Here is a 20,249-nt window from a genome sequence, read left to right as displayed (position 1 = left end):
TGAATTTCACATGTTAAAAATTCGTTTGACTCGTTTAGGTGCTAAAAAAGCTCCTTTCTACCGTATCGTTGTTGCTGACGCACGTGCTCCACGTGAAGGTCGTCCTGTTGACACTATTGGTCAATATGATGCTACTAAACAACCAGCTATCGTTAATGTAGACGAAGAAAAAGCTTTGGCTTGGTTAGCTAAAGGTGCTCAGCCTACTGACACTGTTCGCTCCTTGTTCAAAAAACAAGGCGTTATGCAAAAATTTGCTGACGCTAAAAAGTAATTAATAGAGAGGCATACTGTGATGATAGAATTAATTTCATTAATTGCGAAATCATTAGTGAAGCAGCCTGATGCCGTATCTGTTACCATGGTCCAAAAGGGAAACATGGAGATTTACGAACTTCACGTAGCCCCAGAGGATATGGGCAAAGTCATCGGAAAGCAAGGACGAATTGCGAAGGCGATTCGCGCTGTGGTGAAAGCGGCGGCTATTAAAGAGAACAAAAAGATATCTGTTGATATTGTCTAAAAGGGAGTATTCCAATGGAAGAAATGACATTACGTGTCCCTGTAGCAGTAAAAGCAAAAGTAACAGAAGACTTGAAAGCGAAAATTGTATCCGATCTTGAAACTCGCCTTGATATGGTGAATAAAGATTTGGAAGCAATTGAGTTTCAAGCCCAACGTATTTTAGCTGATGCAGCTAAAGTTGATGCAACAAGTCTTACTGCTATTCGTCAACAAATCGACGAAGAAAAAAATAAACGCTTGGCTTTCAAAGAAGAAGTAACAGCTAAATTGAAAGACGCTCAAGGTTTAGCTTTGGGAACTGAAATTCCTCAAGGTACTTTAGAGCAAACAGTTACCGTTAAAATCGGGGATGATTTGGATGCCATGATGGGCGCTGAAATCCTATTAGAAGACGGTAAAATCGTTGCGTTTCGTCAATAATGAAACATAACGATTTCATCACAATAGGTGTTATCATCGCCCCGCACGGCGTGCGGGGTGATCTTCGTATTATGCCTCAAACCGATTTTCCAGAACGGTTTATGCATATGGATGCCTGTTACATCGATGGTAAAGAATACCACGTTGCATCCGCACGATTTCATAAGCAATTTGTACTAGCATCCTTTAAGGAAATTCCTGATCGTAACACGGCTGAATTATTCAGTAAGAAAGCAATTCAAGTCCGTCGTGAAGATTTGGTAGAATTGCCAGAAGGTCGCTACTACATTTTTGATATCATCGGTCTTGAGGTTCAAGACACTAAAGGTAACGTGCTTGGTACGGTTACTGATGTGTTGCAACCTGGTGCTAATGATGTCTATGTGGTTTCTAAAGATGGGGAACCAGATCAATTATTTGCAGCCATTGAAGAGGTCGTTAAAGACATCGATGTGGAGAATAAATTGATGATCGTAGATCCGCCTGAATGGATATAATCCTTTAGGCGGTTTTTTTTATCTACATATAGGTATATTATGATAAAAGTTATATAATATAGCTATATATAGATAATGCTAATGAGTTTATGTGAGTTAATAAGTACAGAGGACGGTCTATGCGTATCGATATCGTATCTTTATTTCCTGAGTTTTTTGATGCTTTTTTTAGTCATTCCATCATAAAACGGGCTATCGAAGCGGAACGCTTATCTATGGGCGTAATTAATCCTCGGGACTTTAGTCATAATAAACATGGTCAAGTAGATGATACGCCGTATGGTGGCGGTGCGGGTATGCTTATGATGGCACCTCCCATCTTTGAAGCGGTAGAATCTGTTATTGCTCAATATGATAGCGAAACTAATAGCGCCTATTCTACAGATGAGATGTGTGATGAAATGAGTCTCATTGGTAATCCTAGTGAAAGTATACGACGTCGAATTATTTTCATGGGACCTACAGGCCAGCCTTTCACACAGGAGAAGGCTCGTGAACTAGCTATGTACGATCAAATAGTCCTCATTTGTGGCCATTATGAAGGTGTTGACTACCGCGTAGAGGAACATTTAGTAGATGAAACGATTTCCATTGGTGACTATGTATTAACTGGTGGTGAATTGCCTGCTATGGTGGTAGCTGATGCGGTGGCTCGTATGATACCCGGTGTATTAGGCGCAGCTAGTGGTGCTCAAGAGGATTCCTTTTATGAGCCTTTATTAGAATGTCCACAATATACAAAGCCGCCAGAATTCAGAGGATGGGCTGTTCCTGATGTATTGCGTAGCGGTCATCACAAAAATATTGCTACCTGGCGACAAAAGGAAGCCTTAAAGCGGACACGATTATTGCGGCCCGATTTATTGGAACGACCTTTAACAAAAGAAGAAGTTAAACTTTTAAAAGAGATTATTGCTGAAGAGTCTGAAAGAAATACAGGTGAAGTATGAAAGCTTTAGTATTAGGTGCTACTGGTGCAGTAGGTCGCCATATTGTAGAATCATTGATTGATAATCATGAAATTCAAGAAATTCATGTATTTGTACGTCGTCAAGTTACGTATACATCTCCAAAGGTAACCGTTCATATTGTTAATTTTGATGAACCTCGTGAATGGGCACACTTAGTAACAGGAGATATTTTATTCTCTGCTATGGGCACAAATCGTAAACAAGCAGGCTCTAAAGAAGCACAATGGACAGTCGATTATACCTACCAGTACGAAATGGCTCGCATTGCAGCTCAAAATGGAGTAAAAAAATATGGATTAGTGTCCTCTTTAGGGGCGAACCCAAAATCGAAATTCTTTTATCTGTCTATGAAAGGACAATTGGAAGATGTCATCTTAGAACTTCCATTTGAAGCAATTGTTATTGCTCGTCCAGCTACCTTGATTCGAGAAGAACCTAAATTGGTAGAACGTATTAGCTGTGCTGTATTTGGGGTCATCAATAAAGCACGTGTATTAATGAGTCAAGAGCCTGTAAAAACTGCTGATGTAGCTAAGGTTCTTGTAACAGCTACCATGGGGCAACAATATGGTATTTCTATTATTGAAAATGAAACGATTCATGAACGTGCAGGCTATTTTAAAGCTTAATTTCATTAAATCCCGTTTAGGAGAGAGAGTAGTTTAGACGCATATATAGGTTATTGCTACTCTAACGAGGTTGTTTATGGAGTTTAATTGTTACGATGTCCTTGAGGTTCAGGGCAGCCGTTATGTAATAACTGAAAAAATTAAATATAATGAGATTATTCCAAAAGCTGATCAGGAACAAGTCTATAAGGCTAAGCCATCTATGCAAAAGTCTCCTGGTGATTATTGGCATGAATATGGCCTAGAGGCTATTGAGGGAACTGATAAAATATGGGTTACCATTGAGTACAATGACAATGTGTGGTGCACTGTATCTAGAACATCCTATCGTAAGCGTGTTCCGAAAGGATTTACATTACATCAAATCGGTTTAGAAAAGGTTGTAGCTGTAGATGGTGATAGTGGTGCGTCCGTAGGTGATCGAGCTGGGTATAAGGAATATCAATTGCCCTGTGAAGGTGGTGCTAGCGTATTCTTTGAAGAGAATTGGTTTAAAGGGGAGAAGATGTTCGCCGAAGGGGCACGTGTTCCTTTGAGGAATATTCGTCTCTGTAATGATGCAGAAGCTAATGCTATTAGTAAAAAGAAACGGAATCAACGGCTGAAAAAACGCTTTGAAGGAGTTGCTACTTCTATAGGGATCGGTGTATTATTTTTACTATTTCTGTTTTGGTCGGACAATGATTTGTCTTGGCATAGTATACGCGCTATGTTTGGAGTGCCTTATACGGCAAAAGAACATATGCATGACACATCTGCATATTATACAAAAACAGATTCGGATGGCGATTATGTATACACGTCTTCGTTGGACCCTGTTAGCACCGCATTAGATTTGATTGATTCTGTGAATGGTGATATTAAAAATGAGCGGGACAACTTAGAAGAGGGACATGAAGTTATTGTATTTTATTCTGGGGACTTGGTGTATATCATTACCAATACGGATGGACAAACTAAGGTTAAGGTATGTGAACAATCAAAATTGACACAAGAGGATTGGAAAATTATTGATCGTACATTAATCAGCTCTCATATACTCGATAACTATGCGACTATGGTTCGACTAGGGGATAATACGGGACGCGAACGGTTGTATCCTACCAGCAACTCTAATAACACATCCAATACAAAATTATATTATTAGGAGGCTTATTATGATTTATATACCAGATGTATTATTGACGATTTTTTATGCTTGTTTTGGGATTTTTCTAATGTTAACAGCTAATACTGTTATTGATTTCTTTGTACCCGGCAAATTCAGCGAAGAAATTAAACGTGGTAACTGTGCTGTAGCATGGCTCTCAGCGGGTTCATTTATCGGTATTGGTGAAATTTTGCGCGCTGTCATCATGTCTCCTGTAGTGACTACTGCTGATACATCTTTATTGCATGGTGTGGTGGCCAGTATCGTATATGCTATTTTAGGCATTATATTGTTTGTAACAGGCTATATGTTTATTAATTTATGGCATCGAAAATATAATTTATCTGAAGAGATTATGCGTGGTAATACTGCAGCGGGTATCCTCGTATTTGGTATCTTTGTAGGTCTTGCTCTCGTTGTTAGTGGTGCTGTGCACTAAGGGAGTGTCCTATGTATAAGCCAAGTAAGAAAACTCTATACATAACGAGTGCTTTTGCCGCTGTAGCGGGCCTCGTTGGTGTGTATTCATACTGGAATGACATTGCTTATGTTGTATGTGATAAAATCTATCCTGAAGCAAATGACGGGGAAGTTCGATTAAAGGATAATCAAGGTAATCGTTATTCTCTATTAAACCACGGAGATGGTAAAGAAACAGCTTTATATGATGATAACCGGTCTGTTACCTTTCACCGCGATACTAGTGGAAATTTAGTATGGGACGCTGGTTTAGCGGGGCTGTTACCTAGTATTGCAGCAGGCTACTATATTTTTCATGGATTTAATCCACCTACAGCGCGTATGGATGGACGAACTATGACCTATCGTGTGGCAGCCCCTTTAAAACCCTATGAGGAGCCTAATGTATATACAACAACAGGTTCAAATACGCATAGTTCTTTAGGACGACGTACGTATAAAGACTATGAGAAGCGTAGAAGTCAAAAAGCCTCTTCTATAGGTCAAAAGTCTGGTTTTGGTAGTGCAGGTGTACGTTCTAGTAGTTCCTAATGGAGGCCGATATTATGAAATCGTATATAGATGAACTTGATACGAATATATTGCCCTTTGTAGATTATGAAGGCTATGATGATCGGTATCCTGCGCTTTCTACACAATCTTTTCCGGCTGGTTTTTATGATGAAATTCGACATGCGTCGCGCATGTTATTTCAAATATTTTGTAAAGCCGCTAAGGTATTTCAACAGGCACCTGATGAGTTTGCTCTCAATATGGATATGCCCGAAAATTTGATTCCCTATTTACATCGTGGGAATCCATTGGGCTTACCTACATGGTTATCTCGATTTGACTTTGTCCTTGATGATAGAGGACAATTGCGCATGGTCGAGATTAATGCGGATACACCCTGCTTTCTAATTGAAAGTTATTATGCTAATGGTGTAGCGGCACGATATTTCGATAAAGTAGATCCTAATATAGATGCTTATAATGAACTTGAACGTTTTTTGAAACGCGTATATGAAGGAACATCTCGTAAAAAATATAGTGTGACTAATAAACAACATAATATGATGACGGATAATGAAACAGAACCCTTTGTTTTCGGGTGCTTTCATGATTATTTAGAGGACTATGGAACTACACAGTTTCTCTTACAGGCTATGAAATCAGCATGCCCAGAAGCAGATGTTCGATTCCTATCCTTTTATGATATGGTCATTGATGATGAGGGTATTCTATTATCTGACGGTGGTCATGCAGCCAATCTGTATCGTTTACATCCCATGGAACTATTGATTGATGAAACTACAGCAGATGGTGAACCACTAGGTGAAATGTTTTTAGATTTGTATAATGAATACCGCTTTAATCTATTTAATCCACCAGAGGCGATTATTTTACAGAATAAATCGTTTATGTCCTTAGTGTATGCTCTATACTTAACAAACCAATTTTTTACTGCCCCTGAGCGAGATATTATCGAGCGCTATTTGACGCCGTCCTATTTTGAAAGTGATTTCCCGAACCTTGATGATGGACTTTATATTCAAAAGGAAATTTGGGGCCGTGAAGGGCGAAATATTCAGGTTGTTCAAAAACGTGGAAATCAAGCTGAACTATACATGGAGAAATTTGTAGATAACTATGATGATATAGTTTGTCGGGATAGTAAAAAGGTTATGTATCAGGACTTTATTAAGCAGAAACACTTTACTCATACCGTAGATAGTGGTACGAAAGAAGGCTGTTTGACATTATCTTGCTTTATGCTTGGCGATCAAGCTTCTGCAGTCGGTTGTCGTTTTTCTCCAGAAGAGATTGCCGGTACTGAAGCTTATTTTGTACCGCTTTTAATCGATTAATTTTATTTTGTATTTTTATTGTTGTGGAGATTTAAGGCTTTGGCTAATTTATATATTGGACTTGTTCATTATCCGATTATGAATAAGCATAAAGATGTGATAACGACGGCCATTACCAATTATGATATTCACGATATTGCACGCGCATCTATCACCTATGATGTATCTAAATATTTTGTGATTCATAATATACCGGCTCAACGAGAATTAGCAGCTACCATTATGGAACATTGGAAATCTGGTTTTGGTAGTACCTATAATCCAGATAGAAAAGATGCTTTCACAGGCGTTGAACTTGTTAATTCTATCGCTGTTGCGGTGCGTACTATCGAGGAACTGGAAGGGGTAAAACCTATCGTAGCAACTACCGATGCTAGAACTTATGATAATACAATTTCCTATGCACGGATGCGTGAACACCTTGAAAATGAGGGTCGCCCTGTGTTAGTATTATTTGGTACCGGTTATGGTATGACAAAAGAAACGATGGAAAGCTTTGACTATATTTTAGAACCTATATATGGCCATGGTGAATACAATCATTTATCTGTGCGTAGTGCCGTTTCAATCATCTTAGATCGATTGCGGGGCGAGGCATGGTGGAATAAATAGGAGGCGTCTATGTCAGGACATTCAAAATGGGCAAATATTAAACATAAAAAAGGCAAAACTGATGCGTTGAAGGCTAAATTAGCTACGAAAATCGGTCGCGAAATTACCGTAGCAGCACGCATGGGTGGTGCCGATCCAACAGGTAATATGCGTTTGAAATTGGCTTTGCAAAAAGCTCGTGAAAACAATATTCCTAAGGATAATATTCAACGTGCCATCGATAAAGGTGTTGGTGCTACGGATATGAATGCATACGAAGAAATCGTATATGAAGGTTATGGTCCAGCTGGTGTGGCTGTTACTGTAGAGGTTATGACGGATAATCGTAACCGTGCAGCAGCAGATGTGCGCCATGCATTCTCTAAACAAGGTGGTAACCTTGGTGAAAGCGGTTGTGTAGGTTGGATGTTTAAATCTAAAGGCGTATTCGTTATCGATAAAGAAGGTCATGACGAAGATGAATTGACTATGTTGGCTCTTGAAGCGGGCGCAGAAGACCTTAAGTCCGAAGACGATGTATTTGAAATTTATACTACTCCTGAAGATTATGATGCGGTAGAAGCAGCTCTTGCTGATGCGGGCATTGAAACAGAAGTAGCTAAAATTACCATGATTCCAGATACAACTATTGAGTTGACTGGTGATGATGCTGTAAAAATGCAAAAAATGCTCGACGTATTGGATGATCTTGATGATGTACAAAACGTATATCACAATGGTATCTTGCCAGACGACGAAGAAGAATAATAATTATTATAAGGAGCACGTTAAAGGTGCTCCTTTTTTATGTATTTTTTAAAGAACCATTGGGAATATGAAAATTAATGAGTTTCTTATAAATTTTCTATGGAAATTCATGAACTTCGATGTGGTATTGTGCTATAATAAAATAGATTATGTAATGGAGGTAGGCGACAGCTTATCTCATTTTTAAACTAAGGGGGTTAAGGTGCGAATTATAGGTATTGACCCAGGCACGGCTATATGCGGTTATGGCATTATTGACGTGAAGGGGAGCAAATTAACACCTGTAGCCTATGGGGCTATTACAACTCCTAAGGAATTAACAGATTCACAGCGGTTGGAAATTTTATTTAATGACCTAAGTGATATTCTAGAGGAATTCAAGCCTGATAAGTTTGGGGTAGAAGAATTATTCTTCAACCGCAATGTAACGACGGCCATCAAGGTTGGTCAAGCACGTGGTGTTATCTTATTAGCGGCTGAACAACAGCGTATTCCTATTTATGAATATACACCGCTACAAATCAAGCAAGCCGTTACAGGTTACGGCAAGGCTGATAAGAATCAGGTCATTTATATGACAATGAATATTTTGGGGATTCGTGAGAAAATTAAGCCTGATGATACGGCAGATGCATTGGCTGTCGCTATTTGTACGGCTCATAGTTCTCACAATGATAGATTGAAGAGGTTGGTATAATGATAGGGTATGTACGGGGCATCGTAACACATCTCTTTAAAGAGTCTTGTTACGTAGATGTACATGGCGTAGGGTATCGTGTATATGTGCCGACCACTACGCGACAACAATTGATTGAAGGTCATGAGGCAACGCTATTCACGTATCTCAACGTACGTGAAGATGCGATGCAACTCTATGGCTTTTGGACGGAAGAGGAGTATGAGTTGTTTATTTTACTCATTTCTGTTTCTGGTATAGGGCCTAAGGTGGGGCTTGGCATTTTGTCTGGCATGACACCAGAGGCTTTCAAATTAGCTGTTATCAATGGCCAGGTGCAGCAATTAACGAAATTGCCGGGCATTGGTAAGAAGTCTGCAGAGCGACTTGTTCTTGAATTAAAGGATAAGTTAGCGAAGATGACGCATATATCTGCAGAATCACCAGCAGCTATACAGCCGATTGGCGTTGCTGCTAGTGGTGCTGCCGGAGAGGCTATTGAGGCTCTTGTGTCGCTAGGCTATTCAGAGCGAGATGTGGCTGACATTGTAGAGTCTTTAGATGATGGTAAGCGTGATGTATCTGAGTTGATTAAGGTCAGCTTGATTGAGCTTGGGAAAGGACGATAAGGATGAACGAAGAAGTACGCCTTGTCGGAAATGGCGAGCACGAAGAAGATATGTGGCAATATAGCTTGCGACCAAAATTCTTTAACGAATATGTTGGTCAAGAAGAGGCTAAAGGCAATCTAAATGTCTATATTCAGGCTGCAAAGCAACGTGGTGAAGCATTGGACCACGTATTGCTCTATGGGCCACCAGGTCTTGGTAAGACTACATTGGCAGGTATTATTGCGAATGAATTGGGTGTTAACTTTCGCATAACATCTGGTCCTGCCATTGAAAAGTCAGGCGACTTGGCCGCCATCTTAACGAATTTAGATGATCACGATGTATTATTTATCGATGAAATTCATCGCTTGTCTCGCAGTGTAGAGGAAGTATTGTACTCTGCTATGGAGGACTATGCAATTGATATTATCATCGGTAAAGGCCCAAGTGCTCGAACGGTGCGCATTGATTTGCCAAAGTTTACTTTGGTAGGTGCCACAACACGGGCAGGGGCTTTGGCGGCACCATTGAGGGACCGCTTTGGGATTATTAACCGGTTGGAATATTATAAACAACCGGAATTAGAGTTTATTGTGACTCGGGCGGCAGAAATACTCCATATCGGTATTGAGCCGACTGGGGCCAGTGAAATTGCGCGTCGTTCAAGGGGAACGCCGCGTATCGCAAATCGTCTACTTAAACGGGTACGTGATTTTGCACAAGTCATAGGTGATGGGGTTATCACTCAAAGTATTGCAGATGATGCGTTACAACGTTTATATATTGACAAAGAAGGGCTCGATCGAATCGATCGACGTGTGTTGGAGTGTATTATTGAAAAGTATGATGGTGGTCCAGTAGGAATAGATACTATTGCAGCCGCTATCAGCGAAGAGAGAGATACCATCGAAGATGTGTATGAACCATATTTGATGCAATTAGGATTTTTAGGACGTACACCGCGTGGGAGGGTGGCTACTAAACTTGCCTATGAGCATTTAGGTATTTCACAGACAGGGAAATAACAATGAAAACGAAACGATTACAATTGATGATAATGGCAACTTTGTTTTTAGGTGTAAATGTTGGCGGTGCATCTGTTGCACAAGGGGCTACATTGCAACATAAAAGTGCAGTAGTGACTAAAAAGCCAACGACGAAAGCAACAGTATCTACAACAAATGTATCGAAAGTAAATACGACGAAGCGGTCAACTTTTCGACCACTTGTAACTAAACCGGCTCCAAAGCCTGTGCCAAAAGTGACTCCGAAGTCAAATGCAACTAAGGCTGCAACAACGGCTCAAAAGCCTGTTGCAAAATCTACAGTTACTAGTGCTAAGGCTACAACGGTAAAGCCAGCTGCATCTAAGGCTGTAAAAACTTCTGAAGCCAATAGTATTAAAGCTAATACGGCTGCTATTACGCGTAATAAAGTAGGGTCTGTTGTTACACCTGCTACGGAGCGTGTAGAAAATGTACCAAATGTACGCGTGTTATTGGGTAGTCGCAGTTCCGATGCTACAGTTACATCTACTGCTAATATGGTTGTGTTAAATGGTGCTAATGGTCAAGTTAGCACAATCAGTGCAAACCGTGGAACCTCTGTTGGTATTCGAAGTGGTAAAATTGCTGTTAATGGCAAAGCTATTGATACGGTAGTTACATTAAAACCAGCTAATAGTGATGCACCATTCTTGTTTGAAGGCAAAGGCTATCGTGGAGGACTTACATTACGTGCTAATAATGGAAAGATGATGGTCATTAATTCTGTACCTCTTGAAGATTATCTTTACGGCGTAGTTCCGCAAGAAGTCGTTCCATCTTGGCCAGCAGCTGCACTAGAAGCACAAGCTGTAGCTGCTCGAACTTATGCTCTTCATACTATGGAAGAGAATAAAGGTAAACTGTATGATGTAAGTACGTCCACAGATCACCAAGTCTATAATGGGGTTAGTGGTGAAACGCAAGCTACTACAAATGCAGTTAATAAAACAAAGGGTATGGTTATGTTATATAATCAACGCCCTATTAATGCTTTATTCCATTCTGATGGTGGCGGTTATACTGAAGATAGCGTCAATGTTTGGGGTAGCGATGTACCGTATTTGAAAGGTGTAAAGGATTTTAGTACTGGCACATCTACATCGAACTGGACAGTGACTACTTCTCGTCAGGCCCTTGAAAGTAAGCTTAACGCAGCTAGTAAAGGGGTTGGTAAATTAAAGAGCATTCAATTGACACCTCTTGGCAAGCCAGGTCAACAAACATCTGACCGCGGTGTATCTGGCCGAATTAAGAGTGCTACTTTCATAGGTACCTCTGGCAAAACGACCATTGATGGAGATTCTTTACGCAGTATTTTAGGCTTGAAATCAACACTATTTGATTTTTATGTAAATTATAACCCAGCTAAAGGTACGGGTAAGGCGTATCATAATTTTACTGGTAGCAATGATACTGTCTATATTAAAGGCCACGGTTGGGGACATGGTCTTGGTATGTCTCAATGGGGCGCTGCAGAAATGGCTAAGCGTGCGACACCAGGGGATACAAATTATTACCAAACTATTTTGCGTCACTACTATAGTGGCATTACATTAAAGAAAATGTACTAATAAGGATTGCGATGAAAGTTACAGATTTTGATTATGAATTACCAGAGGAACTAATTGCTCAACATCCTGTAGAGCCTCGTGATACAGCGAGACTGTTGACCTTAGACAAGGTTACAGGTGAGGTTGCGCATAAAGAGCATTTTTACGATTTGCTAGATGAACTTCACGAAGGGGATGTACTTGTATTTAATAATACAAAGGTTATTCCTGCGAGATTATATGGCCAACGTCAAGGCTCTGGTGGCAAGGTTGAGGTATTGCTCCTCACACCATGTGGTGAAAATCGCTGGGAATGCCTTGTTAAACCTGGTAAAAAATGTCCTATTGGTCAAGTTATCGAATTTGATGACCGATTAAGTGGGACCGTTATAGATAAAACTGAGTTTGGAGGTCGTATCATTGAATTCACTTGCGATGGTGTATTTGATGATGTGATACAAGAAATCGGTGAAATGCCATTACCTCCATATATTCATGAGAAGCTAGAAGATAAAGATCGTTATCAAACCGTTTATGCTAAGGAGAAAGGTTCAGCTGCAGCTCCAACAGCAGGGCTTCACTTTACACCTGAACTATTAGAAAAGATAAAAGCGAAAGGTGTAGAGCTAGAATTTGTTACTTTGCATGTTGGTCTTGGAACATTTAGACCTGTATCAGCAGAGACAATTGAGGACCATGAAATGCATAGTGAGTTCTTCGTGGTATCTCAAGATACAGCTGATCGTATTAATGCAGCTAAGCGAAACGGACGCCGTATTATTGCGGTAGGTACTACTTCTGTGCGTACCCTTGAGTCGGCTACCAATGATGATGGTGTCCTACAAGGCATTAGTGGATGGACACAAATCTTCATCTATCCTGGCTATAAATTTAAGATGATTGATGCGTTGGTAACGAATTTCCACTTGCCTCAATCTACATTATTAATGTTGATTAGTGCATTGGCTGGTCGTGAACATTGTTTAGCGGCCTACGAAGAAGCTGTACGCGAACGTTATCGTTTCTTTAGCTTTGGCGATGCTATGTTTATACGTTAGGAGGGACTATGCCGAGTATTACTTATGAATTACAAAAGACATGTCCTCACACGGGGGCTCGTGCTGGTTTATTGCATACGCCACATGGTACTTTCCAAACGCCTATGTTTATGCCTGTAGGTACACAAGCTACAGTTAAAACTATGACGCCTGAGGAATTAAAGGCGATGGGATCTCAAGTCATCTTGAGCAACACGTACCATTTATTCCTTCGTCCTGGTCCTGAACTCGTAGAAGAAGCAGGTGGCTTACATAAATTTATGAACTGGGATCAAGCTATTTTAACTGATAGCGGTGGCTTCCAAGTATTTAGCTTAGGCGATATGCGTAAGATTACTGAGGAGGGTGTAACCTTTAGATCTCATATTGATGGGTCTAAACAGTTTTTATCTCCAGAGGTGGCAACAAAGGTACAAGAACAATTAGGTTCTGATATTGCGATGGCCTTTGATGAATGTATTCCGTATCCTGCGGACCATGATTATGCGAAACGCTCAACAGCGCGTACCACACGTTGGGCTCATCGTTGCCAAGAGGCTCGTAAAGCCCATGACTGTCAAGGAATGTTTGGTATTGTCCAAGGTGGTATGTACAAAGACTTGCGCAAACAAAGTGCGGAAGAGCTGGTAGCTATGGACTTTGAAGGCTATAGTATTGGTGGCTTATCCGTTGGGGAACCTCATGATTTGATGAATGAAATCTTAGAATTTACTACGCCACTATTGCCAACTAACAAGGCTCGTTATTTAATGGGCGTTGGTACGGCGGATTGCCTTGTAGAAGGCGTAGCACGTGGTATTGATATGTTCGACTGCGTATATCCTACACGAGTTGCTCGAAATGGGATGGCCATGACTTGGAACGGTCGCCTTAATATTCGAAATGCGCAGTTTGCTCATGATTGGGGTCCGTTAGAAGAAGGCTGCCAATGTTATACATGTAAAAATTATTCTCGTGCTTATATTCGTCACTTGTATAAGGCGGAAGAAATTTTGGCATTGCGTCTCGTAACATACCATAATCTTTACTTCTTGCTTGAGTTTATGCGTCAAATGAGACAAGCCATCTTAGAAGATCGGTTCCCACAATTTAGAATGCAATTTTGGGATAGCTTTAAAAAATAGTAATTAAGTCTAGTCAAATCTATATTAGGTGGCTATACTAGAAAAGAAAAACATATTTATTATACTAGGAGGATAAAATGGAAGATATTTTACAAGTGTTGCAAACTAGCTGGCCTATTTTGTTGATGGTCGTAATCTTTTATTTCTTATTGTGGCGTCCACAAAAGAAACAACAAAAAGAGCGCGCTAATTTGTTAGGCAGCTTGAAGAAAGGCCAAAAAATCGTTACTATCGGCGGTATTTATGGCGAAATCGTTGAACTTGATGATGAAAAAGTAAAGGTTCAAGTATCTGAAAAAGTAGAGTTAACATTTGCACGCTCTGCAATTGCTAACGTTCTTTCCAAGAAAAACAAGGAAGAAAAATAATGAATACAAAGGAAGCAGTGCGCCGGGCGTGCAAGGCCCAGCGCGCTGCTTTATCCGTTGCTGATTGTCATAGATGGACACCTATGTTGACGGAGCAAATCGTCAATACTCCTGAATATAAATCAGCTAATAGCATTATGGCCTATTTAGCGATGCCTAAGGAGGCCAATTTAGACGATGTTATTCGTCATGCTCTAGAACATGGTAAATCCGTATATGTTCCAGTATGTACAGATAAGACGACCATGATTGCCGTTCGTCTTAAGTCTCTAGAATCTATCACTCGGGGTGTGTTAAATATACGCATTCCCTCTGAGCTATACGAGGTTATTAATCCACATGACTTGGATTTGATTTTAGTGCCTGGTGCTGGCTTTGACCGTCAAGGCGGTCGCATGGGGATGGGGAATGGGTATTATGATCGATTTCTCAAGGAACTTTCACCATGTACATTTATGGGCATATGCTGGTCAGTACAATTGTGGGATACACTAATTCCAATGGATGAACTGGACCAACGGATGAGCAAAATTGTAACGGAGCAAGGCGTTATACATTGCGTATAGTAGTAGAAGGGAGCAACTATTTTGAACGGTAAAGCTATTATCAAGTTTTTAGTAGTTATTGCTGCCATCATTGGATTATTTGCGTATTTTATTCAACCATTAGCAGGCTCTTTGAAACAAGGTCTAGACTTGCAAGGTGGTACGCACATCGTATTGGAAGCAGAGGACTCTGCGACTGGTACAGCTGACAATGATGCAGTGGAACGAGCGAAGCAAATCTTAGAGCGTCGTATTAATGAAATGGGTTTGTCTGAACCATTAGTACAACGTGAAGGTGCTCGTCGTATTATCATCGAATTGCCAGGTGTAAAAGATCCTGACGAAGCGATTAAACGTATCGGTAAAACAGCGGTCTTGGAATTTAAAAACGACCAAGGTCAAACTGTTATGACTGGTGATGATTTAAAAGATGCTAAAGAAGAGTTAGGTCAAAATAAACAACCACTCGTTGCTATTGAATTAAGCGATGAAGGGGCTAAGAAGTTTGCTGATTTAACATCTAAAAATATTGGTCGTCGTATTGCCATTACATTGGATGGTAAAGAATTGACTAATCCTGTAGTACAACAAGCAATTACAGGTGGTAAAGCAACAATCTCTGGTAGTCAAAGCTTAGAAGAAGCTAAAGACTTGGCTATTTTATTACGTTCTGGTGCATTGCCTGTTAAAATTAATGTATTAGAAGTGCGTACAGTCGGTCCTTCTTTGGGTCAAGACTCCAAGGATAAATCTGTTGTAGCCTTCAGTGCTGGTATTGCCATGATCATGATTTTCTTGGTTATTTTATATCGTTTTTCTGGTATCGTAGCTAATATTGCATTACTTGTATATGTTATGCTCTTATTGCTCGTATTAGGTAAAGGCTTTAATGCAACTATGACATTGCCAGGTATCGCTGGTATTATCTTATCCATGGGTGTTGCTGTAGATGCGAACATTCTTATCTTTGAACGTTTCAAAGAAGAGGTGTTCTCCGGTAAGTCCATGCGTGTAGCCATGGAAGCTGGTTTCAGTCGTGCTTTAGCAACAATTACAGATGCGAACGTATCCGTTATCATTACTGCTGCTATCTTGACAATCTTAGGCTCTGGCCCTGTAAAAGGTTTCGCTATCAGCTTAGGCGTAGGTGTTGTTGTAAGTATGTTCACAGCGATTACTGTGAGCCATTTCTTATTACGCTTACTTATTGACTGTAACTTTACGAACCATCCATTCTGGTTTGGTGCGAATATCTCTCCAAGCACAAGTGCTGACGCATTTGCACCAAAATCTTTGAAAGGAGGTAAACGCAAATGACATTAGACGTAATTAAGCATCATCGTTGGTGGTTTGCAATTTCCTCCACACTTGTTATTATCAGTTTGATTTCCATCTTTACTAAAGGTTTTAACTTTGGTATTGATTATACTGGTGGTACGATTGTTGAAGTTGTATTTGATCAACCTGTAGAGGTTAGTCAAGTTCGTGACGTCCTAAAAGAATATAATCTTGAAAACGCACAAATTCAGCTTTCTGGAGATACTACTGGTGATACAGCGGGCGAAGACGTAATGATTCGTACACGTAATCTTGAACCTAGTGAAAGTGCCGCTGTGATTGAATCTTTGACTAAATCTATCGGTAACAATACAGTTAAACGTATTGAAACTGTAGGTGCTGTAATTGGTTCTGAAGTTACAGAACATGCGTTGTTAAATCTTGTTATAGCGTTTGCGGCATTAGCATTATATATTTCTTATCGTTTTGAATATAAAGTTGCTATTTCTGCTCTCGTTGCAATTTTCCATGATTTGATTATGGTTCTTGGTGTATTCTCTTATTTCCAATTAGAAATTGATGCGTCTTTCTTGGCGGCTATTCTTACGGTTGTAGGTTACTCCATGAATGAATCTGTAGTTATCTTTGACCGTGTTCGTGAAAATACACATACACATAAACGTTCTGACACATTTGCAGATCTTGCGAATGCGTCTATTACACAAAGTATTCACCGTAGTTTCTATACATTGGCTACCGTTATGTTTGCCTGTGTATCCCTTTATTTATTCGGTGGGGACACTACGAAGAACTTTGCTCTTTGTATGATTATTGGTTTCGCTAGTGGTGCGTACTCCTCTATCTGCGTAGCTACATCCTTATGGGTTATGTGGAAGAGTCGCAACAAAAACGATATCCGCAATCAACAATAATATATAATGCTTTTACCTATTGTTGGTAAAAGTATAAGAACCTCTCTGTATTATATTCAGAGAGGTTCTTTTTATGTATCATCTACTAATAAATTATTACCATGGATAACTCATACATATATGTATAGGATATGTATATAGTAAGGTCTATACTTATTGAATTCTTTGTATAGGGGGCGTAAAATAGCAAAGTAACACAATGTTGAAAAGGGGATAGATAAATGGATTCAAATCGATTATGGAGCCCTGCTTTTATAAACTATGGTATAAGCAGTGGCATTTTATATATGACACAATATGTTCTCGTAGCAGCCTTGCCGATAGTTATAACCTCTGAATTAAGTGGAAGTGATTTAGATGCGGGATTAGCGATGACCTATTTTCAAATAGGAACAATTGTATGTAGGCTCTTTGCAGGTCGCTTGATTGATGGCTTTAACAAACGAGTTGTATTACTACTATCAACTGCTTTATTTTTCATCATTATGGGGCTCTTTAATTTTACAACCTCTTTAGAAGCCATCTTTGTATTGCGGGGGCTACATGGTGTTGTATTTGCTTTAGGCACAACTGTAATGGCGGCGTTGGCGGTATTGGTGTTACCTCCTAATCGAAAGGGGGAGGGCATCAATATGTTTGCTATCTTTTCGAATGTGGCAATGGTGTTGGGGCCTGCAATAGGCTTATATGCACTTGCTTCATATGGTAGTATAGCTCTCTATCTTTTCTTAACTATTATGACAGGGTTAGTCCTAGTATTGAGTAATAGTATTCCCTTATCAAAAGAATTAGCAATGCCTAAACCATCTACTCACAAAGGGTGGCATATATCTCAATTTATTGAAAAAAGAAGTTTGCCTTGGGCTTTAATGGGACTGTTTATTGGCTTTACCTATTCTGGTGTGTTAGTATTTATTCCCATTGAGTTAAATAGTATGGGGTCTGGTATTTGGGGCAGTGCATTTTTTGCTATCTTTGCTGTAATAATCATAATCAGTCGACCTCTAGTAGGAAAAGCATATGCTCGGTATGGCTCTAAATATATTATCTACCCAGGCCTAGTACTCTTTATACTAGGACTATTAGCGTTAGGAATAGCTACTACGCCATTAACCATAATATTAACGGCCCCTTTGTTAGGTTTAGGTTATGGTGCAGCACAACCAGCATTTCAAGCGTTAGCCATTCAATCAGCACCAATAGAACGGGCTGGGGTATCGACAGCAACATATTTTTTAGCATTAGATATAAGTGTGGGGGCGGGATCTGTCATTCTTGCTCTGTTAGCTAGTGCTGTAGGATATCAGTATCTTTATATGTTTACAGCGGTGACAATGATTGTAGCGTTGGCTTTATATCATATATGGATAAAGAGGTATACGCCTCTAGAACTGTAAAACAAATATAGTGATATAGTAAAAGCTACTAACCGTATTAGACTATTAGACACAATATAATAATCAATCCTTAGAATGTATTTTATGGTATGTTCTAAGGATTTTTCTTTTATCAAACAGTTATAAGCTTATAGGTTTATAAGATAGTACTTAAAAATAATATGAATAAAGATAAAAGAGAAAATAGTGTTATAAAATTTAAATCCTTAAATTTGTCGAAATTAGAAGTAATTTTTGAAATGTGTAGTGAAAATAAAATGAAGTTGTAAAAATGGCCACTTTATGTGTTGACGATATTTTTATTTATGCTATACTTATACAAGTCGTTAGGACACAGCACAAACGACAAGCAAAAAACTTCTAAAAAAGTTTTGAAAAAGTGCTTGACGGAATGAGCTGAACTTGATAGAATAATCAAGTCGCCAGTTGATGAAACACTTCGAAAGAGGTCGTGGAAACTGGTACAGATCTTTGAAAACTGAACAATGATAGGTAATCAATCAATACGATTGAACATATGCCAGAGTGCGGGTTTTGACATAGTCAAAACCAACCATAATTCAAAGTTACTTAAATGTAACGACAACAAATAATGAGCTATTCAAATAGCTTCAAGATATCTTGGAGAGTTTGATCCTGGCTCAGGACGAACGCTGGCGGCGTGCTTAACACATGCAAGTCGAACGAAGAGCGATGGAAGCTTGCTTCTATCAATCTTAGTGGCGAACGGGTGAGTAACGCGTAATCAACCTGCCCTTCAGAGGGGGACAACAGTTGGAAACGACTGCTAATACCGCATACGATCTAACCTCGGCATCGAGGATAGATGAAAGGTGGCCTCTATTTATAAGCTATCACTGAAGGAGGGGATTGCGTCTGATTAGCTAGTTGGAGGGGTAACGGCCCACCAAGGCGATGATCAGTAGCCGGTCTGAGAGGATGAACGGCCACATTGGGACTGAGACACGGCCCAGACTCCTACGGGAGGCAGCAGTGGGGAATCTTCCGCAATGGACGAAAGTCTGACGGAGCAACGCCGCGTGAGTGATGACGGCCTTCGGGTTGTAAAGCTCTGTTAATCGGGACGAAAGGCCTTCTTGCGAATAGTTAGAAGGATTGACGGTACCGGAATAGAAAGCCACGGCTAACTACGTGCCAGCAGCCGCGGTAATACGTAGGTGGCAAGCGTTGTCCGGAATTATTGGGCGTAAAGCGCGCGCAGGCGGATTGGTCAGTCTGTCTTAAAAGTTCGGGGCTTAACCCCGTGATGGGATGGAAACTGCCAATCTAGAGTATCGGAGAGGAAAGTGGAATTCCTAGTGTAGCGGTGAAATGCGTAGATATTAGGAAGAACACCAGTGGCGAAGGCGACTTTCTGGACGAAAACTGACGCTGAGGCGCGAAAGCCAGGGGAGCGAACGGGATTAGATACCCCGGTAGTCCTGGCCGTAAACGATGGGTACTAGGTGTAGGAGGTATCGACCCCTTCTGTGCCGGAGTTAACGCAATAAGTACCCCGCCTGGGGAGTACGACCGCAAGGTTGAAACTCAAAGGAATTGACGGGGGCCCGCACAAGCGGTGGAGTATGTGGTTTAATTCGACGCAACGCGAAGAACCTTACCAGGTCTTGACATTGATGGACAGAACCAGAGATGGTTCCTCTTCTTCGGAAGCCAGAAAACAGGTGGTGCACGGTTGTCGTCAGCTCGTGTCGTGAGATGTTGGGTTAAGTCCCGCAACGAGCGCAACCCCTATCTTATGTTGCCAGCACTTTGGGTGGGAACT

General features: G+C 40.3%; 23 protein-coding genes and 1 rRNA gene (1 of these 24 cut by a window edge). All 24 read left to right on the top strand.

Going from position 1 to position 20,249, the window contains the following annotated elements; all coding sequences use genetic code 11:
• Positions 1-10: 10 nt before the first annotated feature.
• On the top strand, positions 11-274 hold the full coding sequence (gene rpsP / locus EL171_RS06670) for a 30S ribosomal protein S16 (RefSeq protein ID WP_004695565.1): 264 nt from the start codon (positions 11-13) through the stop codon (positions 272-274).
• A gap of 21 nt (positions 275-295) precedes the next feature.
• A complete protein-coding gene (locus tag EL171_RS06665) occupies positions 296-523 on the top strand; it encodes a KH domain-containing protein (RefSeq protein ID WP_005387337.1) in 228 nt (75 codons plus the stop codon).
• A 14-nt stretch (positions 524-537) separates the two neighbouring features.
• Positions 538-945 (top strand): YlqD family protein, encoded by a 408-nt coding sequence (locus EL171_RS06660; protein WP_005387339.1) that lies wholly within the window; start codon positions 538-540, stop codon positions 943-945.
• Positions 945-1,442 (top strand): ribosome maturation factor RimM, encoded by a 498-nt coding sequence (rimM, locus tag EL171_RS06655; RefSeq protein ID WP_005387340.1) that lies wholly within the window; start codon positions 945-947, stop codon positions 1,440-1,442. The genes EL171_RS06660 and rimM overlap by 1 nt, the downstream gene beginning before the upstream one ends.
• A 119-nt stretch (positions 1,443-1,561) precedes the next feature.
• Positions 1,562-2,392, top strand: a complete 831-nt coding sequence (trmD, locus tag EL171_RS06650) for a tRNA (guanosine(37)-N1)-methyltransferase TrmD (protein ID WP_005387341.1) — start codon at positions 1,562-1,564, stop codon at positions 2,390-2,392.
• Positions 2,389-3,042 carry an NAD(P)H-binding protein gene (locus tag EL171_RS06645; protein ID WP_005387342.1) on the top strand — a complete coding sequence of 218 codons (654 nt, stop codon included), beginning with the start codon at positions 2,389-2,391 and terminating at the stop codon, positions 3,040-3,042. The genes trmD and EL171_RS06645 overlap by 4 nt, the downstream gene beginning before the upstream one ends.
• A gap of 76 nt (positions 3,043-3,118) precedes the next feature.
• Positions 3,119-4,189: a hypothetical protein gene (locus tag EL171_RS06640; protein ID WP_005387343.1), complete on the top strand. Its 1,071-nt coding sequence runs from the start codon at positions 3,119-3,121 to the stop codon at positions 4,187-4,189.
• 10 nt (positions 4,190-4,199) lie between these two features.
• Positions 4,200-4,631 carry a DUF350 domain-containing protein gene (locus EL171_RS06635; protein ID WP_004695577.1) on the top strand — a complete coding sequence of 144 codons (432 nt, stop codon included), beginning with the start codon at positions 4,200-4,202 and terminating at the stop codon, positions 4,629-4,631.
• An 11-nt stretch (positions 4,632-4,642) separates the two neighbouring features.
• The gene (locus tag EL171_RS06630) at positions 4,643-5,203 is read left to right on the top strand and encodes a hypothetical protein (protein WP_005387344.1); all 561 of its coding nucleotides are present in this window, start codon (positions 4,643-4,645) and stop codon (positions 5,201-5,203) included.
• 14 nt (positions 5,204-5,217) lie between these two features.
• Positions 5,218-6,519, top strand: coding sequence for a glutathionylspermidine synthase family protein (locus EL171_RS06625; RefSeq protein ID WP_081442686.1), 1,302 nt, complete (start codon positions 5,218-5,220; stop codon positions 6,517-6,519).
• Between the two features lie 39 nt (positions 6,520-6,558).
• Positions 6,559-7,131, top strand: coding sequence for an RNA methyltransferase (locus EL171_RS06620; RefSeq protein ID WP_005377916.1), 573 nt, complete (start codon positions 6,559-6,561; stop codon positions 7,129-7,131).
• 9 nt (positions 7,132-7,140) lie between these two features.
• Positions 7,141-7,878: a YebC/PmpR family DNA-binding transcriptional regulator gene (locus EL171_RS06615; RefSeq protein ID WP_005387348.1), complete on the top strand. Its 738-nt coding sequence runs from the start codon at positions 7,141-7,143 to the stop codon at positions 7,876-7,878.
• 202 nt (positions 7,879-8,080) lie between these two features.
• Positions 8,081-8,575, top strand: a complete 495-nt coding sequence (ruvC, locus tag EL171_RS06610; protein WP_005387349.1) for a crossover junction endodeoxyribonuclease RuvC — start codon at positions 8,081-8,083, stop codon at positions 8,573-8,575.
• Positions 8,575-9,183, top strand: coding sequence for a Holliday junction branch migration protein RuvA (gene ruvA / locus EL171_RS06605; RefSeq protein ID WP_005387351.1), 609 nt, complete (start codon positions 8,575-8,577; stop codon positions 9,181-9,183). The genes ruvC and ruvA overlap by 1 nt, the downstream gene beginning before the upstream one ends.
• 2 nt (positions 9,184-9,185) lie before the next feature.
• The gene (gene ruvB, locus EL171_RS06600; protein ID WP_005387352.1) at positions 9,186-10,190 is read left to right on the top strand and encodes a Holliday junction branch migration DNA helicase RuvB; all 1,005 of its coding nucleotides are present in this window, start codon (positions 9,186-9,188) and stop codon (positions 10,188-10,190) included.
• A gap of 2 nt (positions 10,191-10,192) precedes the next feature.
• A complete protein-coding gene (locus EL171_RS06595) occupies positions 10,193-11,782 on the top strand; it encodes a SpoIID/LytB domain-containing protein (RefSeq protein ID WP_005387354.1) in 1,590 nt (529 codons plus the stop codon).
• Between the two features lie 11 nt (positions 11,783-11,793).
• Positions 11,794-12,819, top strand: a complete 1,026-nt coding sequence (gene queA, locus EL171_RS06590) for a tRNA preQ1(34) S-adenosylmethionine ribosyltransferase-isomerase QueA (protein ID WP_005387356.1) — start codon at positions 11,794-11,796, stop codon at positions 12,817-12,819.
• Positions 12,820-12,827: 8 nt separating this feature from the next.
• Positions 12,828-13,943, top strand: coding sequence for a tRNA guanosine(34) transglycosylase Tgt (tgt, locus tag EL171_RS06585; RefSeq protein WP_005387357.1), 1,116 nt, complete (start codon positions 12,828-12,830; stop codon positions 13,941-13,943).
• A gap of 77 nt (positions 13,944-14,020) precedes the next feature.
• Positions 14,021-14,311 carry a preprotein translocase subunit YajC gene (gene yajC, locus EL171_RS06580; protein WP_005387358.1) on the top strand — a complete coding sequence of 97 codons (291 nt, stop codon included), beginning with the start codon at positions 14,021-14,023 and terminating at the stop codon, positions 14,309-14,311.
• On the top strand, positions 14,311-14,877 hold the full coding sequence (locus tag EL171_RS06575; RefSeq protein WP_005387359.1) for a 5-formyltetrahydrofolate cyclo-ligase: 567 nt from the start codon (positions 14,311-14,313) through the stop codon (positions 14,875-14,877). The genes yajC and EL171_RS06575 overlap by 1 nt, the downstream gene beginning before the upstream one ends.
• Positions 14,878-14,898: 21 nt before the next feature.
• Positions 14,899-16,173, top strand: coding sequence for a protein translocase subunit SecD (secD, locus tag EL171_RS06570; RefSeq protein WP_005387360.1), 1,275 nt, complete (start codon positions 14,899-14,901; stop codon positions 16,171-16,173).
• Positions 16,170-17,066: a protein translocase subunit SecF gene (secF, locus tag EL171_RS06565; RefSeq protein WP_005387361.1), complete on the top strand. Its 897-nt coding sequence runs from the start codon at positions 16,170-16,172 to the stop codon at positions 17,064-17,066. The genes secD and secF overlap by 4 nt, the downstream gene beginning before the upstream one ends.
• A 221-nt stretch (positions 17,067-17,287) precedes the next feature.
• On the top strand, positions 17,288-18,463 hold the full coding sequence (locus EL171_RS06560; RefSeq protein ID WP_005387362.1) for an MFS transporter: 1,176 nt from the start codon (positions 17,288-17,290) through the stop codon (positions 18,461-18,463).
• Positions 18,464-19,081: 618 nt separating this feature from the next.
• Positions 19,082-20,249: ribosomal RNA gene (locus tag EL171_RS06555) — 16S ribosomal RNA — on the top strand (it continues 395 nt past the right edge of the window).

Origin of the sequence: Veillonella dispar (assembly GCF_900637515.1) — a bacterium.
In the GTDB taxonomy this organism is placed as follows: Bacteria; Bacillota; Negativicutes; order Veillonellales; family Veillonellaceae; genus Veillonella; species Veillonella dispar.
Note: the sequence above shows the minus strand (reverse complement) of the source record. Positions and strands in the feature narration are given on the sequence as shown.

Bases quoted from the DNA above. Each gene is read 5' to 3' on its own strand.
- rpsP (WP_004695565.1), top strand. From the start codon at position 11: ATGTTAAAAATTCGTTTGACTCGTTTAGGTGCTAAAAAAGCTCCTTTC.
- EL171_RS06665 (WP_005387337.1), top strand. From the start codon at position 296: ATGATAGAATTAATTTCATTAATTGCGAAATCATTAGTGAAGCAGCCT.
- EL171_RS06660 (WP_005387339.1), top strand. From the start codon at position 538: ATGGAAGAAATGACATTACGTGTCCCTGTAGCAGTAAAAGCAAAAGTA.
- rimM (WP_005387340.1), top strand. From the start codon at position 945: ATGAAACATAACGATTTCATCACAATAGGTGTTATCATCGCCCCGCAC.
- trmD (WP_005387341.1), top strand. From the start codon at position 1,562: ATGCGTATCGATATCGTATCTTTATTTCCTGAGTTTTTTGATGCTTTT.
- EL171_RS06645 (WP_005387342.1), top strand. From the start codon at position 2,389: ATGAAAGCTTTAGTATTAGGTGCTACTGGTGCAGTAGGTCGCCATATT.
- EL171_RS06640 (WP_005387343.1), top strand. From the start codon at position 3,119: ATGGAGTTTAATTGTTACGATGTCCTTGAGGTTCAGGGCAGCCGTTAT.
- EL171_RS06635 (WP_004695577.1), top strand. From the start codon at position 4,200: ATGATTTATATACCAGATGTATTATTGACGATTTTTTATGCTTGTTTT.
- EL171_RS06630 (WP_005387344.1), top strand. From the start codon at position 4,643: ATGTATAAGCCAAGTAAGAAAACTCTATACATAACGAGTGCTTTTGCC.
- EL171_RS06625 (WP_081442686.1), top strand. From the start codon at position 5,218: ATGAAATCGTATATAGATGAACTTGATACGAATATATTGCCCTTTGTA.
- EL171_RS06615 (WP_005387348.1), top strand. From the start codon at position 7,141: ATGTCAGGACATTCAAAATGGGCAAATATTAAACATAAAAAAGGCAAA.
- ruvA (WP_005387351.1), top strand. From the start codon at position 8,575: ATGATAGGGTATGTACGGGGCATCGTAACACATCTCTTTAAAGAGTCT.
- ruvB (WP_005387352.1), top strand. From the start codon at position 9,186: ATGAACGAAGAAGTACGCCTTGTCGGAAATGGCGAGCACGAAGAAGAT.
- EL171_RS06595 (WP_005387354.1), top strand. From the start codon at position 10,193: ATGAAAACGAAACGATTACAATTGATGATAATGGCAACTTTGTTTTTA.
- queA (WP_005387356.1), top strand. From the start codon at position 11,794: ATGAAAGTTACAGATTTTGATTATGAATTACCAGAGGAACTAATTGCT.
- tgt (WP_005387357.1), top strand. From the start codon at position 12,828: ATGCCGAGTATTACTTATGAATTACAAAAGACATGTCCTCACACGGGG.
- yajC (WP_005387358.1), top strand. From the start codon at position 14,021: ATGGAAGATATTTTACAAGTGTTGCAAACTAGCTGGCCTATTTTGTTG.
- EL171_RS06575 (WP_005387359.1), top strand. From the start codon at position 14,311: ATGAATACAAAGGAAGCAGTGCGCCGGGCGTGCAAGGCCCAGCGCGCT.
- secF (WP_005387361.1), top strand. From the start codon at position 16,170: ATGACATTAGACGTAATTAAGCATCATCGTTGGTGGTTTGCAATTTCC.
- EL171_RS06560 (WP_005387362.1), top strand. From the start codon at position 17,288: ATGGATTCAAATCGATTATGGAGCCCTGCTTTTATAAACTATGGTATA.